The 17,306-nt window shown below is 43.4% G+C and carries 5 protein-coding genes; 3 read left to right on the forward strand and 2 right to left on the reverse strand.

Annotation, left to right across the window (positions count from 1 at the left end; all coding sequences use genetic code 11):
• Positions 1-371: 371 nt before the first annotated feature.
• A complete protein-coding gene (locus R7070_RS01915) occupies positions 372-1,775 on the reverse strand; it encodes a PLP-dependent aminotransferase family protein (protein WP_054574689.1) in 1,404 nt (467 codons plus the stop codon).
• 360 nt (positions 1,776-2,135) lie between these two features.
• Here R7070_RS01915 and ampC point away from each other — a divergent pair, with 360 nt between their 5' ends.
• Both ampC and R7070_RS01925 read left to right on the forward strand, forming a co-directional pair.
• On the forward strand, positions 2,136-3,287 hold the full coding sequence (gene ampC / locus R7070_RS01920; RefSeq protein ID WP_005373435.1) for a class C beta-lactamase: 1,152 nt from the start codon (positions 2,136-2,138) through the stop codon (positions 3,285-3,287).
• 94 nt (positions 3,288-3,381) lie between these two features.
• Positions 3,382-4,026, forward strand: a complete 645-nt coding sequence (locus tag R7070_RS01925) for a CatB-related O-acetyltransferase (protein WP_085569132.1) — start codon at positions 3,382-3,384, stop codon at positions 4,024-4,026.
• Positions 4,027-4,361: 335 nt separating this feature from the next.
• Here the strand turns inward: R7070_RS01925 and R7070_RS01930 are convergent, their stop codons facing one another.
• Positions 4,362-5,336 carry a peptidoglycan DD-metalloendopeptidase family protein gene (locus tag R7070_RS01930; protein WP_256900101.1) on the reverse strand — a complete coding sequence of 325 codons (975 nt, stop codon included), beginning with the start codon at positions 5,334-5,336 and terminating at the stop codon, positions 4,362-4,364.
• 253 nt (positions 5,337-5,589) lie between these two features.
• Between R7070_RS01930 and R7070_RS01935 the strand changes: the two genes are divergently transcribed.
• Entirely contained in the window at positions 5,590-16,710 is an 11,121-nt protein-coding gene (locus R7070_RS01935) for a tandem large repeat (protein WP_318141079.1), read from the forward strand.
• Positions 16,711-17,306: the final 596 nt, after the last annotated feature.

Consider the following 17,306-nt stretch of genomic DNA (forward strand, 5'->3'; position numbering starts at 1 on the left):
TTTCTTCTTTAACATCTAGCGAAAGATAGTGTTTTGATAGAGTGTTAAACAGAACTTACGGTTCGATATTAGAAAAATAAGGTTCATTGAATGCTCGATGTGAACTTAACTTAAAAGAAGATGATTTACGCAATAGGGTTGTTGGTAGTGCTGCAAATGTCAGCGTGATACGTCGCTTTACTTTGAACCTAGTACGTTTACAGTCGAAGAAATATAGTGTTGGGGCTGAAGCCAAACCAAGCGTGTCAGAGCGACACAGTTCGTATTGAACCCTTATTGGGTTGAAAAGCGTTCCACGCTGGCTGTCGCCCTGATGCTGATAACTGCGACGATAAATTGATACCGAGCAAAACGATAATTTTATATCTGTTTTAATCCAATATTGATTGAATAATATCAAATGCTTTTTCTATTTTTTGGGTAGGAATAATGCCAAATCCAAATAAGAGGGCATTAGAATGATTGTTGATAGAAAAATGCGATGATGGGTAAACCGCTACATTTGATGAAGCAAATTTATTCATCATTTGTGTCGCGCATCCCGATACTTCAGCTGCTATATGCAATCCACCTTGGCTTGGAATACGTTGTAAGCAATCTATGTTGTCAATTAATTGAGTTAGCTTATTATACCTTTCGCTGTAGATTTTATTCATATTGAGTAAATGGTGAGAGAAATGACCGTCACGCATGAATTCGTCAAGTAGGATTTGAGACACTACAGATGTACTTCTTCCCAAGTGCCATAACATATTTGAAATTGGCTCTATTAAAGACTTTGGCGGAATCATATAGCCAATGCGTATGCCGGGAAATAGTATTTTAGAGAAACTGCCTATCATAACGACGCAGTCATTTTTGTCTTGTGACTTGAGAGCTTTCTTACTGGTATTGAGATAGTGATATTCCGAATCATAATCATCTTCGATAATGATTGCGTTATTAACTTCTGCCCATCTCAGCAGTTCTAACTTCCTGTCAGCTGAGTAGCTAAAGCCTAAAGGGAACTGATGACTAGGCGTTGTATAAATAATTTTGGCATTAGAAGGGATTGATTCAACGACAACACCTTGGTCGTCCATCGGCACGGAGCCTATTTGCGCGCCAAGTAATCGAGCTTGATTTCGAAAAACAGGATATCCTGGATCTTCCGTCGACACGAGATCCCCGGGAGAGAGTAATGTAAGGAGAGTCGTCATTATTGCCTGCTGGCACCCTTGAGTAATGATGATGTCTTCAGGGTCACAGATTACGCCTCTCGAGTGTCTCACATACTCGCAGATAGACTCTCGTAAACAAGCTAACCCTTGCAAATCACCGCCATGTGCAAACTCTGGAGTTAATGCATTGAGCCTACTCAGTCTTGAGTGTCGCCAAATATGCTTTGCTATTCTCTGATGATCAGGAACGCCTAAAGTGAAGTCATAGTCTAGATTCTTTGGTGCGATGATCTCTGGCTTCTTCGCTGCGTTAGTGCCAAACACCCCTAGTTGGTAGTGTTTTATTGGTCTCTTATCTTGATTCACCGTTTGTTCTAGAGCATTACTTACGTACGTGCCAGACCCTGCCTTTTTTACTATCCACCCCTCGAACTGAAGTCGCTCATACACCGAAATGACAGTGTTTCTTGCTATGCCTAACTTTTTCGACAGCATGCGAGTTGATGGTAATCTCTCATTTGATCGTAATCTGCCTTCTAATATCCCTTGGTATATCTCGGAGTAAAGTTGTTGGCTGGTGACTTTTCCAGTTTCGAAGTGTAGTGAAAATGGCATCGTTTTCTCTGTAGACGTTGAAAAGTGGTTCTAAAGCGTTGTGAGGATGTGGATCTGTATATACCAAGTATATCTACCTAGTATACCGTTATCGTGATATGGAGAAAGCGTAATTGAGTACACTATTTCCCCATTTTGGAAACGGATGTTACTTACATTCGTATCTAACCGGCCTACCTATCAACGGTGATCAGGTTTAGACCTGTTTATATCGCACTAAAAATTTGAAGACACAGTGTTATTCATCGAGGGTTAACGATTGGAGTTCTTCAAGTCAGGATTACTTTTATATAAAAAGTTAAAAGCCTTGGAATAAACTAGAAATTAATTATAAGTTAAAATTAAAAAATTGAGGGTTCAATGAAGTTAAACAATGCCTTGCTGGCCATTTTATCGCTCACTTCTTTCGTCACGTTTGCGAAAACGGAGTTAACGGTTAGCAGTCAATTAAAGAGCGTAGTTGATGAATGCGCTAAAGGATTAATCAACGAATACGACATTCCGGGGTTGGCTGTTGCAGTAACGATTGATGGTAAACGTTATTTTTATAATTACGGTTTGGCTGACGTAAGTAAGGGGAGTTTAGTCACCAACGACACAATTTTTGAACTCGGCTCTATCAGTAAAACTTTTGCTGCTACTTTGACTGGGTACGCCCAAGAAAAAGGTAAGCTAGACATGGATGACAAGGTCAAAGATTATATTCCAGAATTAGAGAATAGTGCTCTGGGTAATACCAAGCTAGTTAATGTCGCCACCTACACTGCAGGTGGTCTACCATTGCAATTCCCTAGCGAAGTAACGAACGACGCTGAAATGATGCAGTACTACAAAACGTGGAAACCGGAGTACGAAGCCGGTACTAAGAGGAAGTACTCAAACCCTAGTATTGGTCTATTTGGCTACATCGGTGCCTTGAGTATGAAGTCAGACTATACGGAAATGATGGAAACCGTCATCCTGCCTGAGCTCGGTATGACCAATACCTTTGTCGATGTACCAAAGGATAAGCTTAACAACTATGCTTTTGGTTATAGTTCTGAGGGAAAACCCGTTAGAGTTAATCCAGGTATTCTTGATGCACAAGCCTATGGTATTAAATCAACAAGCTTAGATATGCTTCAATATATCGAAGCAAATATGGGTCAAGCGCAACTTAATACTGATATAGAAAATGCGCTAGAGAGAACTCATACTAAGTATTTTGATACCGACACGTTTACACAAGCCGTAGGATGGGAGGGTTATGATTACCCCGTTTCACTTTCGCAATTATTGAAGGGTAACTCCAGCGATGTAATTCTCAAAGCTAAACCGGTTCAAGCAAGTGTATCTGGTACTCTCGGTCGTGACGTTTGGTATAACAAAACGGGCTCAACAGGTGGCTTTGGGGCATATGTCGCGTATGTACCCTCTGAAAAAATAGGCATAGTGATTCTGGCGAATAAAAACTACCCTAATGCAGAAAGAGTAGAGGCTGCTTACCATATTATTAGCTCAGTGGTGAAGTAAATTTTAGTGGTAATAGGCACTACGTAATTATTAGAGCTTATTTAGATACATACTATCTGCAGTGTTTTATTCGATAGTATTTATAGGAGTATTCATGAAAACTAAGCATTGGTCTAAGGTGACTTTGCTACATGAAGCTGTTACGAACCCAAATATAACGATTAAAGGTAAACATAGTTATTACAGTGATTGTTGGGACGCCGGTTTTGAGGAGTCTGTTGTAAGATATCTACAAGGCGATGAGTTCAGCCGAGATTGGGAACCAAAATGGAAGATTGATAAGTTACATATAGGTGACTTTGTCTGTATTGCAGCGGAAGTTGTGATTGTTATGGGGGGAAACAGTACACATAGAGCTGATTGGTTCTCCTTGTACCCATTTATGGACTTTATTGAAGAAGCGTACGTCGGGAAAGGAGATACTCATATTGGCGATGGCGCCTGGCTCGGTATGCGATCCATGATAATGCCGGGTGTGACTATCGGAGAAGGAGCAATCGTTGCGGCAAACAGTGTGGTGACGAAAGATGTTGAGCCTTACAGCATGGTTGCGGGGTCACCAGCTAAGCATGTCAAATATCGCTTTTCTCGAGAGACGATAGACGAACTGCTTGCTCTTAGGATATATGATTGGCCTGATAAGAAAATCGACAGCCTGAAGAGATTTTTATGTTCAGACGATTTAGAAGGGCTGAGAAAGGCAAGCGCTGAATATGATAGAAACCATTCAGCATCATGACAACGTCACCATTTAAAAGGTCAGAAAGAGGCCATTGTTGGGCCTCTTTGTATTAAATATCTAGCCAATACAATGAGTAATCATTTTATTCTTTTATTGATTTTTTATGTGAATATGATAACGGCGCGTACCACTTGCGTTCAAGAACAAGAGGACAACGTGCTTGGTAAAGGGGAAACCGATGGAATATCGGGAAACTATAATTATTAAGAGCCGCATGTAGCGGCTCTTTTTGATCCTGAAATTGGTTAGTGGCGACAGACTACGAAGCGCTCAGAGGGTTACGAGGACTCGCTTCAGATAAATGAAGAAAGAGCGAATCGAAGTGGATGTTGTTACCTATTTGACTGCTCATACCGTTGCCATTCCGCTGTTAACTCTGCTTTTTCTTTTCTCGCTGCAATCAGCATTTCTATATTTACGTCAGCGTTTGGGTGCCTTTGAATGTATCGCTCGTAATCAACCGGAACAGCATTGATGTGCAGTTCAAGATGTAAATGCGGCCCTGTTGTTCTTCCTGTGTTACCCGTTTTCCCTATCACTTGTCCTCGGCTGATCTTCTCACCAACATGGACGTTGCGCTGAGATAAGTGTAGGTAGCGTGATACAGAGCCATTTGTGTGGCGGATATTAATGTAGTTGCCGGCAAAACGGTTGTAGCGGGACTTTAAAACGACGCCATCAGCAATACTACGAATCGGTGTACCTACAGGTGTGGCATAATCAGTGCCTAAGTGCGGAGTCGTTATATTGGTCACTGGATGTGTTCGCTTTAAGTCATAGTCAGAGCTCACTCTGTAGTTTTTATCAAAGGGTGAAGAAAACATGAACTGATTATTTATCGACACACCATGCTCATCAAATACGTTACCGTGACCATCATTGATAATAAATAAATCAGTTTTACTGCCTGAATAGTAAAAAGAACTAATGTAAGTTTCATTTTTACTATTTAATTTAGTTCTTAAGATAAAGTTATCACCTCTTTTAATAGAGTCAATAATATTAAACTTGCTTTTGATAAGTGCTAATAGCAAGTTGATCTCTTTTTGACTCACTCCTGATTTTAATAATGAAGCGACAAAAGAGTATTCAACAACACCGATAGTGATTTTTTGCCTACGAGTCTTCTTTTTAATTGATGGCTGCACATTCTCACTTTCGAATTCTAAAGGCTTGATGGTAGGTAGCCTATCCACAGGAGTGAGGAAGTAGTGAGAAAGCGATACGCTAATCAATATGATTAACGCAGTAGTGATAAGGGCTACGGTAGGAGCTTGCACACTCCTTTTTATTATTAAAATAGTCATTAGTTTTGTTGGTTTATCAATACTGACAGTTGTGCGTAGAGTATAATATTTTAAATAAAAACTAGCATTAAAGCATGAGTAATTCCTCTGTTTTAACTAAGTTAATGATTATAGGATGTAAAAATAATTTTAATAATTCAGTCAAAGTGACGGTTGGCTTGGTGTTTATGCCTATTTTGTTGGTGTTAATGTCACGTTGAGAAAATATTTTTCAATAATATAATCTCGGGAAAATATATTTTGCCAAATTACTATGTTCGCTAAAAATACGCTGAAATTAACATTAGGTCTTACGCTTACATCTCTTTTATTGAGTGCATGTGGTGGTGGTGATGGAGGAGACAACACACCTCCAGCTAGAAGCAAAGGAAGCATTTCCGGTATGGTGTTTGACGCCCCAGTCAATGGCGCCAAGATTGAGGTTTTCGAGTTCAAAAATGGAAACTTAGGTCGGAAGTTGGCTAACACGACGTCTGATGCCTTCGGAAACTATCTGCTAGAGTTTGAATCGTCGTCAATGCCTCTTTTTGTTGTTGCAAAAGAGGGGAGTTATACCGATCCGTTTACAAATGAAACGGTATCTGTGAGCAATGCGAAGACACTTAAATTTGAAGGTGTTGTGAACTTTAAAGAGGGGAGTGAGCAAAAGTTAATGCTTACTCCGCTGTCGAACTTGGCAGCAGGCTTGGCAAAGTACAAAATTTCCCAGGGGGCCACAGATGAGAGTGCCTTTTCAACTGCTTTGGATAGTATCAATAGCATGTATGGTTTTGACGTAAATGAGACCAAACCTATTGATATTACCAAAGGTGGGCAAAGCAGTTTTGCTAGTACTGGGCATCAATACGGCGCTTTATTAACAGCATACTCGTCTTACTCTTACGATCTTATAAAAAAATACGGCAACAGCGATAACGTCTACACTTCAATGCATTTCGCTGACATCCAATATCGGGATGTTATTGCAGATGGTGTTCTTGATGGTCTTGAAGTGAGCCAGACTTCAGGAGCAGTGACTCCCCTCAGCTTTGGACAGAAAAAGATAAACAGCGACGTTTACACACGTGACTTATCTCAGCACGTTTTGATCGTGGTAAACGACCCAAGTATCAATATTTCTGGTACTGATGCTGCCGACTATGTCGACTTTAGTAAGAAGCTTAATGACTTAGGTACATATGGCAGTACAGATGGCGTCATTCCACCGCGAGATGGGACGGAGATTGATACCACAGCGCCTATCGTGACACGCATTGACCGTGATGTACTTGCAGGCACCGATAAAGTTGACCTAAAAATTGTTGATGATATCGGTGTAGAAGACGTATCCGCCTTTATTCAGTATCAGATTAATGGCTCTTGGTCTGGTGAATTTCAATGTAACGACATACAAGATTTTGGAAGCACATTCTGTTCGGTTGAATTTGATGATTTTGAAGTTGGCCTTCGAGAGACCAACGTTAAAGTTAACATTAATACCAAAGAGATCGATAGTGTAGATATGAACCCTGCCACAGGGCTCTCAAACGTAACAGCAGCACGGTTAGTCTTGTATACAGCGGATGTACTGGGTAATGAGTTAATTCCAGGCAGCCATTCGGGTCTTCATATCAACTTTGAATGGGATAACGATGCGCCTGTTATCGATATTACATCGGCGAGTGCAATTAATAACCAACTTAAAGAATACGTTCTGAAAGGGGTTGTAAAAGAAAGCTCGCAAGAGATTAGTTCGGTCAGTATTTCATTTAAAGATGGCTTACATGAGGGCGTCACATGTTCTCCTGTCACTGTAGAGTCTGGAAATGCTTGTGAGTTTAGTAAGGCTTACCCAACTGATGAATTCCTATCTACGACGGTCTTTGAGGTTCGAGCGAAGGATAGCAAAGGCAATACGGGCTCTGCGCAGCATGCAGTAAGTCGTGACGATCAAGCGCCAGCACAGACGATAACCTATCCTGAAGGTACGTCAATGACGTACGTAAATGTGGGTTTAGATGGTGAACGAACCACTTACGATGGTATCTACTCTCAAGATACGTACACCCCAGACAATGTTCAAGCAAGCCGCGATTTCCTGAAGATTGATTATGCGTACGCAAGTTTAGGGATTCAGAACTCATTAAAAGGGATAGATTTTAGTAACTTCAACGCTAATTTATTGAAAGAGAATAAAATCCCTTATGTTCGTGTGAAAGTTTCAGACGTAAACACCGATACGGTTTTAGGCTCCAACGCTAATAAGCTTAAGCTCGTCGTCAAGTACTTCGTAAGCCAAAACAACGATAACAACTACTCACTTCAGCAAGTTATTGACACAACCGCATCAGATGACGATTACATCGCAAAAATTCCGCACGAAACGCTGTTAGATAGCAATGGGCGAGTAGAGGATGTCATCTATTACATTCCTTTTGTAAGAGATATTTTTGGTGACAGCTTTAAATCGGTATCAGAAAACAGTAGTCAAAAGTTAGTCATTCAAACCGTCGATGAGTCTGATAACGAAAGCACTCCAAGAGAAGTATATTTTAGAAGTAGCTTTGACCTACCAACCATAAAAGTGGTGACACCATTTATTGGTGCGCGAGCTCAACTTGAAGGGTTGAGCCCAAGTGGTGAATTCACTTCACTTGCAAGTTGTACCACTATCCAGCAACTGGAAAGTGACCAGTCCATGGCTCTTGACGTAGCGAGCTGTGAAACCACAACTGACGTAGTGAATTATGATTTCATGCGTGTTCGTTTAATTGGTATCGAAGGCAGTGAGCCATATTATTACCAATGGAAAAGAGATCCAGGGACCAAGAAAGTAACGGTTGACTTAAACAAGGCCAATATTGGTGTGTATTTTAAGCTCAAAGGTTCTCAAACTTACTATATTACTGAACTATCGACATATCAGACTGGTTTGTTTGATTTCCAGTGGGATCAAGTGACAGCGGGAGAGAAAACTTCAGAACGTGCGAGTCAAATTCTTGATGATGTGCGCTACGCGTTATCAGGTACGAATAACAACTCATTCTTTGGGTTTGACCCAACGGTTGTGTCTTATGCAACCAATGAAATGCTTACAACTAAAGCGATTCCAGACAAGCCATCAAATGACTATCTACACCGATTCCTTGTTGAAGCAATTGATAGTATTGCCGAGAGAATGCCAAGAAATAACTCATTAGATTTTGCATCTGCTATTTACGATGATTTTAGCTACGATGGAAAAGCAAATGGTGTAGGGGCAGGAGGAAGTCAAGTTACGCTCGATTCTTACACGTTTGGCGCTGAAACTTACCGAAAAGATCTGGCGCAATCCTATTATGAAATCATGGCGAGCAAATACGGTATTGAGACCAATATCGCGCAGCTCTATGCTGATGATGTTTCGATGGCTAATCCTGACTTAAATGGTAAGAACATTTTTGATACAGAGGGTAGCAGTATCGATACCTTGCCGCCGCAGCCAAAATTAACCATTGAAAGCGGTAGAGAGACGATGGTTGGTAATAGGCTTTATATCGCTGGCGAGGTTGTTTCTAAAATTGTCCTAGACGATCCTTCTGGTATTGTAGGAACCGACGCTCACGGCCCGAAGTTTAGCACGATGTGGTATCAAGCCAATGAGCCAAATATTGAAATACCACTGGACATCAACATCGTAGAAAACTCAGACAGCAGCAATGCTTATCGAAAAGAGTACTTCTTCACCCTTAACTCCCAGTCTAGTGAACTAAAAGATATTATAGAGTTTGCCGTGGAGACCAGTGCTATGGACCCACATGGCAATGCGTATGGTTACAATGGTAAATCTCCGTTTATAGAATCGGTGTTTATTGATAACGACTTCCCTAAGGCCAGTTACCTTCCACCGAATGATGTCGATGGTAAACCTGTAGAAAACGGTATTTATTTAAATGCGAACAATACTCATGAATTAACCTTCAAGGTTGAGGATATTGTTGGTGATAAGCTTGCCTCGAGGGGCCTTGTTTTCTACCAGCAAACCGGTGAAAAAGTAACATACACACCAGAAAACTTTGCAAGTAACTCGAAAGACGCGTTTAAAGTCAAACTATGTACGGGCGAGATTTGTTCAAATCAAGGCTCTACGATTTATCCTGGTGATGGAGATTGGTTAGTTGTTGCAGCAGCAGAGGACAACTTAGGTAACTCCGTTTCAGAGTTAACTAGCACCGCTCCGAGATTCAATATTCGTATCGACTCTGAAGCCCCTATTGTAAAAAGTGAGCAGGTTCAAAGCCGTTTAGGTGGTAATAACCAATGGGCACCTGTCATTGATTGGGGGACGTTAAGCTCTGGCAATAACGTAAAAATAGATTTGCGCCGCGGATCTGGTCAGGCTCTGACATTAGAAAGCTGTGACCCTCTAACAGAGGCGTGTGACGTACCATACCTAGTTGGTGAACAGCCTGACGTCAAAGTCCAACTGGTTTCAAAAGCATTTGATTACGATGAATGGAATGAGTTTTACGTCACTGCGACGGACAACGCTTACCCTGCCAATGTCAGTACAACAGGGAAATTCACATTCCAAGTCGATAACAAAGGCCCTGAAATCATCCTAAATACACCTTGGGTTGAAGACACATTGTCCAAAGAGAACTATGTCATAGGGCGTGAGTTCAACGTGCGGTTTAAATCCGTAATAGATGATTCAGACCTTGAGCAAGTCTCGCTGTATCAAAGTGGTAAAGATTCGCCAATTAAGACAATTGTGCCAACGGATTCATCTAAAGAGTTTGTCATGTCTCTGATCAAGAGTGACACAGATAAAATAGACATTTCTGAAGATGAAAAAACAACGTCATTGTATGTAAAAGCAACCGATATTTATGGTTTTGAGTCTAGTTCTAACGCGCACAAGGTTATTCTTGATCGTGATGGACCAACATTAGGATTAAGTGGTTTCAATGCGAATGACTACTACTTAGGTAACTATGTCTTTGACCTAACGGCTCTAGACCTAAATGCAAACGGTGATGTTTCAATTAATGGTGTCAATCGAGAAAGCCTAGAGTATTGGACGTTTAGCGATCTGGAGCCATTACCTGGCTCTCCCGGTACAAAAATCAATGAGGATCTCAAAGTGAGCCTTGGTGATTTAGGTTCGGGTACCCACAAGATTCGTTTAAAAGGGTCTGATGTTCGTGGCAACACAACCTTAACCAGTGATGAGCAAGATTTTACCGTCAAAGTGTACAACTCAATCCCGCAGGTGACGCTGGCGATGAGTTACACGGATGGAACGCCAATTACAAACAACACCATCTATCAAGATGGGAATATCGTACTTACGCTTGATATTGTTGATGATAGTGGCGTTGATCGAATTGACTCAACGTATAGATTTTCTGGTGAGCAAAACGGGACTAACTTTACGTTCTCAGAAACCGCAGATGGCACTTGGACCGCAACGTTGCTTTCTACACAAATTGCCAAAGATGGTAATTATGAACTTGATATCAAGGTTCATAACAAAGTTCGTTACCTTGATGAAAAAGACCGAAAGGTTGGAAAAGTAAACCAAACCTTTAGCGTACAGCGTGAAGGCGTGGTTCTAACAGTTGAAAGCCCGCTGGACTTCCAAAATTACTTATCTGATGGTGTTCTTGATGTCACCTTTACTACATTGAGTGCGGTCAAAGCCAAAACGTTAGAGTGTTGGGTTCGTGAAGAATACAACTCTCTAGATGCGCCACCAACTAATGAGCAACCAACTTCTGGCGTTATCAACGTATCGCAAGAACCTTACAGTTGTAGTGTCAATGTTGGGCAAAACATGACCAAAGCACCTGTTACTTTGATCACTAAAACCTTGGGTACAAATGGGCGTGAAACGATCAACAAGTTCAATTTCTCGATGGTGGATATTGATGCACCGACAGTCGTGGATGGTAACTCATACAGTTTTAAAGGAAGTGATGTTTGGTTTGATGAAGCTTTGAAGAAGAAGATGCTCACATTTGAGCTCTCTTTTAATGATGCTTTATCAGGCGTGAATACCGAAAGTTCAGATGAATATCCAAAGTTGGTTCGTAATCTTGGCAACAAAGCTTATACACCAACGACTTGTGCCAAAGGTGTTGGAAATATCAAGTGTACGTATTCTGAACCCTATGCCGATATTATTGATGGCCTGAGTACAACTCAAGAATACAAAATCAAGAACTTATCTGATTTAGCAGGAAACTTGACGCCAGAGCACGATCTACTGCTTGAATTACCTAAAGGTTCGGTAGTCGTCGAAATTACTGATCCGGTTGGAAACACAACCATTAATGGTCAGCAGCTTGTCGCCAAATTCAGAATTAAGCTGTATGAAAACTCTAGACTAGACAATGTGATGGCCAGATTTGGAACGGAATCCTACAACTATAAAGATAACCCGGAGAAGTTTGCACAATTAGAGGTGTGTGCAGATGACCCAACCTACAAGTGTTCAACATTTACGAGTGAACTTCCTAGCGATGCGGATGGAAAAACGATCAGGACAACGATTATCGCAACGGATGTGTGGTCGAGAGTCGGTGAAGCGACCGTTGATATTAAAGTTGACAACACACCTCCAAGTGTTGGCGATGAGATTATCGTAACTGAATCGCCAACAAATCCAGATAACGTTCGTTTTCGTTTCGACATAACGGACACTGGTAGCAGCCTGGCAAAAGTAAACTATTCGGTTTTAAACCCAAGCTATCAAGAAGAAAGAGTAGAGGATGGGAACGGTTCATCTACGTACTTTGAACTATCAAAATCTCAGCTAGAGGGGCGTGGTTCAATCACGGTTGATATCAAAGCGACAGATAGCGTCGGACTGTATTCTGATATCAGAAAAGTCATTGATATTAGTGTTCCTAAAGTCACAGTTGATTTCGATGGAATTACGAGTTTGCAGGGTGGGAAACTGTTTTTAACCAAGGCGAGCCAGCCGTTTACGGTATCTACGGTGGAAGGAGAAAGAGTGAAAGCTTCACAATATTCTGTGGAGCTTATTCCAAGCCTCGGTGATTCCTTGCGTTACTCAGGTGATGTTATCTCATCTAGTGGTAATGGAATGATGAACTTTGCCGTCGATAACCAAGGGGCATATACCCTTAAGGTGACGGTGACGGACTCAGTTGGAAGAGAGAATACAAGCTTTGAATTACTAGGCAAAAGTTATGATGGACAAGTGATCGAGTCTATTGTTGATTATGACGCTCCAAGTATTTCGGGCTTAAGTGCTAATCAAACCTCTAAGGTGCCGACAAACGATAAGTATCAACTAGAAATTAGTGCATACATTACAGATAAAAATTTAAATCTCGTCACGTCAAAAGCGGTGAGTGGTGGTAGCACAGTGGCTCCTCAAGCGATTACTGAGCCGACAACCGAAGCGGGGCCTTATGTCATAAGCTATTTGTTACCGAAAGGCGATCATACGATCACGGTGGCAGCAACAGACAAGGTGGATAACAAGAGTGAAAGTTCTATTGACGCGCATGTGGAAGCGGCAACCGTTCCCGGGCTAAGTATCTCTACCGCCTCAAGCGCCCCTCTTTTTGGAGGCGAAGAGATTACGCTTGCGTTTAACTTTACAGAAGAAGTTACGAACTTTGATATCTCAGATGTCCATCTTGTCGCTAGTGATAACGGCGCAACAGGAACGTTAAAGCAAGATACGTGGTCCACTTCAGACAACGTTACGTGGACGGTTAATTACATCAGTCCAGAAAAGCAAGATAAAAACATAACAATACAGGTAGAGGACGATAGCTACCAAAGTACCAACACCATTCCTGGAAAAGGAAGCAGCTTAAGTATCGCGGTTGAAGGAACCTTACCAAAACTAACCAATGTGACATTTAACCCCGAGCATCAGAGTGCGGGTCAAAGCGTGAATGTATCGCTTGAGTTTGACAAAGAGATCCAAGAGGCGACCGCTACGCTTGGCGGCAATCGCATTAGTTCTCTGTCAGCAACGGCAGATAAAAAGGTCTGGGTTGGTGATGTACAAGTTCCGAGCACCGCGCTGTTAAGTGTCGACTTGGTTGTTAGTCAGTTTAAAGATTTGACTGGCAACATAGGTGAGGATAACACCGCTCACGAATTGCCAATCACGCCAACCTTAGCTATTACGCCAGTGGGCAGTGTGGATGAAACGCATGCCGCCACGCTACAATTCGAAGGTACGTCGACACGTTTTGACGGCCAGTCCCTGCGTCTTGAAGTGGAAGCCCAAGGCAGCGCGACGGTACTAAAAAGCAGCAGCGCGACAGTACAAGCCGGTGGCACTTGGACCAGTGACGCGATTGATATGAGTCATCAAACCAATGGCACTTATACTGTGATGGTGACGGGGATGAACTCGGCGGGGATTGAAGTGAGTGAAAGCCAGAGCTTTACACTCGCGCAGTCTCTGCCAACGCTGACTAACGCGACGTTTAAGCCTGAGCACCAAGCCATCGGCCAACGCGTGACGGTGACGCTGGAATTCGATAAAGATCTGCAATCCGCCGCAGCGGAGTTAGGTGGTGCGACGATCACTTCATTAGTGGCAACCGCGGACCCAAGTGTTTGGACTGGTGATGTGGTGGTACCAAGCACGTCAGAGCTGAGTGTGGCGTTGCTTGTTCGTGACTACCAAGACTTCTCAGGGAATACCGGTAGCCAGAACACGGCTTACTCCATGCCGATCACGCCGACCTTAGCCATCACGCCAGTGGGTAATGTGGATGAAGCGCATGCCGCCACGCTACAATTTGAAGGTACGTCGACACGTTTTGATGGTCAGTCCCTGCGTCTTGAAGTGAAAGCCCAAGGCGGCGCGACGGTATTGAAAAGCAGCAGCGCAACGGTACAAGCCGGTGGCACTTGGACCAGTGACGCGATTGATATGAGTCATCAAACCAATGGCACTTACATCGTGATGGTGACGGGGACGAACTCAGCGGGCATTGAAGTGAGTGAAAGTCAGAGCTTTACACTGGCGCAGTCTTTGCCAACGCTGACTAACGTGACGTTTACGCCTGAGCACCAAGCCATCGGCCAAAGCGTGACGGTAACGCTGGAATTCGATAAAGCATTGCAAGGTGCTGCGGCGGAGTTAGGTGGCACGACGATCACTTCATTAGTGGCAACCGCGGACCCAAGTGTTTGGACTGGTGATGTGGTGGTACCAAGCACGTCAGAGCTGAGTGTGGCGTTGCTTGTTCGTGACTACCAAGACTTCTCAGGGAATACCGGTAGCCAGAACACGGCTTACTCCATGCCGATCACACCAACCTTAGCTATTACGCCAGTGGGCAGTGTGGATGAAACGCATGCCACCACGCTACAATTCGAAGGTACGTCGACACGTTTTGACGGTCAGTCCCTGCGTCTTGAAGTGAAAGCCCAAGGCAGCGAGACGGTACTAAAAAGCAGCAGTGCAACGGTACAAGCCGGTGGCACTTGGATCAGTGACGCAATGGATATGAGTCACCAAACCAATGGCACTTATACCGTGATTGTGACAGGGACGAACTCAGCTGGCATTGAAGTGAGTGAAAGCCAGAGCTTTACACTGGCGCAGTCTCTGCCAACGCTGACTAACGTGACGTTTACGCCTGAGCACCAAGCCATCGGCCAAAGCGTGACGGTGACGCTGGAATTCGATAAAGATCTGCAATCCGCCGCAGCGGAGTTAGGTGGTACCACGATCACTTCATTAGTGGCAACCGCGGACCCAAGCGTTTGGACTGGTGATGTGATGGTACCAAGCACGTCGGAGCTCAAATTGGGGTTGCTTGTTCGTGACTACCAAGACTTCTCAGGGAATACCGGAAGTCAGAGCACGGCTTACTCCATGCCGATCACGCCGACCTTAGCTATTACGCCAGTGGGCAATGTGGATGAAACGCATGCCGCCACACTACAATTCGAAGGCACGTCGACACGTTTTGACGGTCAGTCCCTGCGTCTTGAAGTGAAAGCCCAAGGCAGCGCGACGGTACTAAAAAGCAGCAGTGCAACGGTACAAGCTGGTGGCACTTGGGTCAGTGACGCAATGGATATGAGTCACCAAACCAATGGCACTTATACTGTGATGGTGACGGGGACGAACTCAGCGGGCATTGAAGTGAGTGAAAGCCAGAGCTTTACACTGGCGCAGTCTCTGCCAACGCTGACTAACGTGACGTTTACGCCTGAGCACCAAGCCATCGGCCAAAGCGTGACGGTAACGCTGGAATTCGATAAAGCATTGCAAGGTGCTGCGGCGGAGTTAGGTGGCACGACGATCACTTCATTAGTGGCAACCGCGGACCCAAGTGTTTGGACTGGTGATGTGGTGGTACCAAGCACGTCGGAGCTCAATGTGGGGTTGCTTGTTCGTGACTACCAAGACTTATCAGGGAATACCGGTAGTCAGAACACGGCTTACTCCATGCCGATCACACCAACCTTAGCTATTACGCCAGTGGGTAATGTGGATGAAGCGCATGCCGCCACGCTACAATTTGAAGGTACGTCGACACGCTTTGACGGTCAGTCCCTGCGTCTTGAAGTGAAAGCCCAAGGCAGCGCGACGGTACTAAAAAGCAGCAGCGCAACGGTACAAGCCGGTGGCACTTGGACCAGTGACGCGATTGATATGAGTCACCAAACCAACGGCACTTATACCGTGATTGTGACAGGGACGAACTCAGCCGGCATTGAAGTGAGTGAAAGCCAGAGCTTTACACTGGCGCAGTCTCTGCCAACGCTGACTAACGTGACGTTTACGCCTGAGCACCAAGCCATCGGCCAAAGCGTGACGGTAACGCTGGAATTCGATAAAGCATTGCAAGGTGCTGCGGCGGAGTTAGGTGGCACGACGATCACTTCATTAGTGGCAACCGCGGACCCAAGTGTTTGGACTGGTGATGTGGTGGTACCAAGCACGTCAGAGCTCAATGTGGCGTTGCTTGTTCGTGACTACCAAGACTTATCAGGAAATACCGGTAGTCAGAACACGGCTTACTCCATGCCAATTACACCGACAATACACCTAGACGTTATCAACGATGTTACTGGAGTGGAAAGCGTGACAGTAAGTGGTAGCAGTGAACGATTTGAAGATGGTGAGTTCATAGATATCAAAGCAGTCGACGCTGATGGTACAGAAGCCACAGGCATGGCAACCGTGCTTTCAGACTCATGGACAACTGATTTAGATCTTTCAGGACTGAAGGAGGGGGTAGTGACGATTTATGTAAATGGTACCAACAAGCTTTCCGCCTCTGCCGAAGAGGCTCAAGCAACATTTAACTATGATCGTTTCGCAAGTACAGCCTCCTTAGGTGCTGTTTACAACCGATATTTTAGTGATGACAAAACTTTAAAAAATGCGGCATAAATAAAGCGAGCGTTTAGCTCGCTTTATTTCTTTGGGACTTTTTGTGATATTTATCAAAATAATTGCCTTTATTGATAAGTTACTCGAATTAATGAATCGTCTTAATACAAGGCTGAATAACTATAATAACTAGGCCAATGTTGCTTTTAGGTGTGTATGACGTGATTGTGATGGTCGCTCGGCAGGAGCTGTGGTGAATGTGTCGCGTTGAAAATCTTTTTAAATATTATATATTTACGCTCGTTTCTATACTCTGAGTATAGTGTTCTGCATGAGGTCGATGGGTAATACCTCACCTCTTTAACTCGCGATGAAGCAAATTTAATCCTAGCAAGCTTCAGAGCAGTTACTTTTGTGAGTGCGTAATGCGCTCACCTTTTTATTTAAACTTCCTCAGTAACAGTCAATTTGTTGTTTGTTGCTGAGGAGGGCACCTCATAAACTTCTGAATTTCCTCGTGCTTACCTGAAGCACACGTTACTACGATTTTTGTTAACTTCAGTCCATAAATTAAATTTTTTTAGATAGTAAGATTTTACCATTTTGACAGAGTGGGTGATGTTACTGGCTTTTATTGTGGTCGAATCGCATGTTTT

Source organism: Vibrio sp. 1557 (genome assembly GCF_033340175.1).
GTDB lineage: Bacteria > Pseudomonadota > Gammaproteobacteria > Enterobacterales > Vibrionaceae > Vibrio > Vibrio alginolyticus.

What these genes read in the sequence shown, in the direction of transcription:
- ampC (WP_005373435.1), top strand. Translation starts at nt 2,136, where the DNA reads ATGAAGTTAAACAATGCCTTGCTGGCCATTTTATCGCTCACTTCTTTC.
- R7070_RS01935 (WP_318141079.1), top strand. Translation starts at nt 5,590, where the DNA reads ATGTTCGCTAAAAATACGCTGAAATTAACATTAGGTCTTACGCTTACA.
- R7070_RS01915 (WP_054574689.1), bottom strand. Translation starts at nt 1,775, where the DNA reads ATGCCATTTTCACTACACTTCGAAACTGGAAAAGTCACCAGCCAACAA.
- R7070_RS01930 (WP_256900101.1), bottom strand. Translation starts at nt 5,336, where the DNA reads ATGACTATTTTAATAATAAAAAGGAGTGTGCAAGCTCCTACCGTAGCC.
- R7070_RS01925 (WP_085569132.1), top strand. Translation starts at nt 3,382, where the DNA reads ATGAAAACTAAGCATTGGTCTAAGGTGACTTTGCTACATGAAGCTGTT.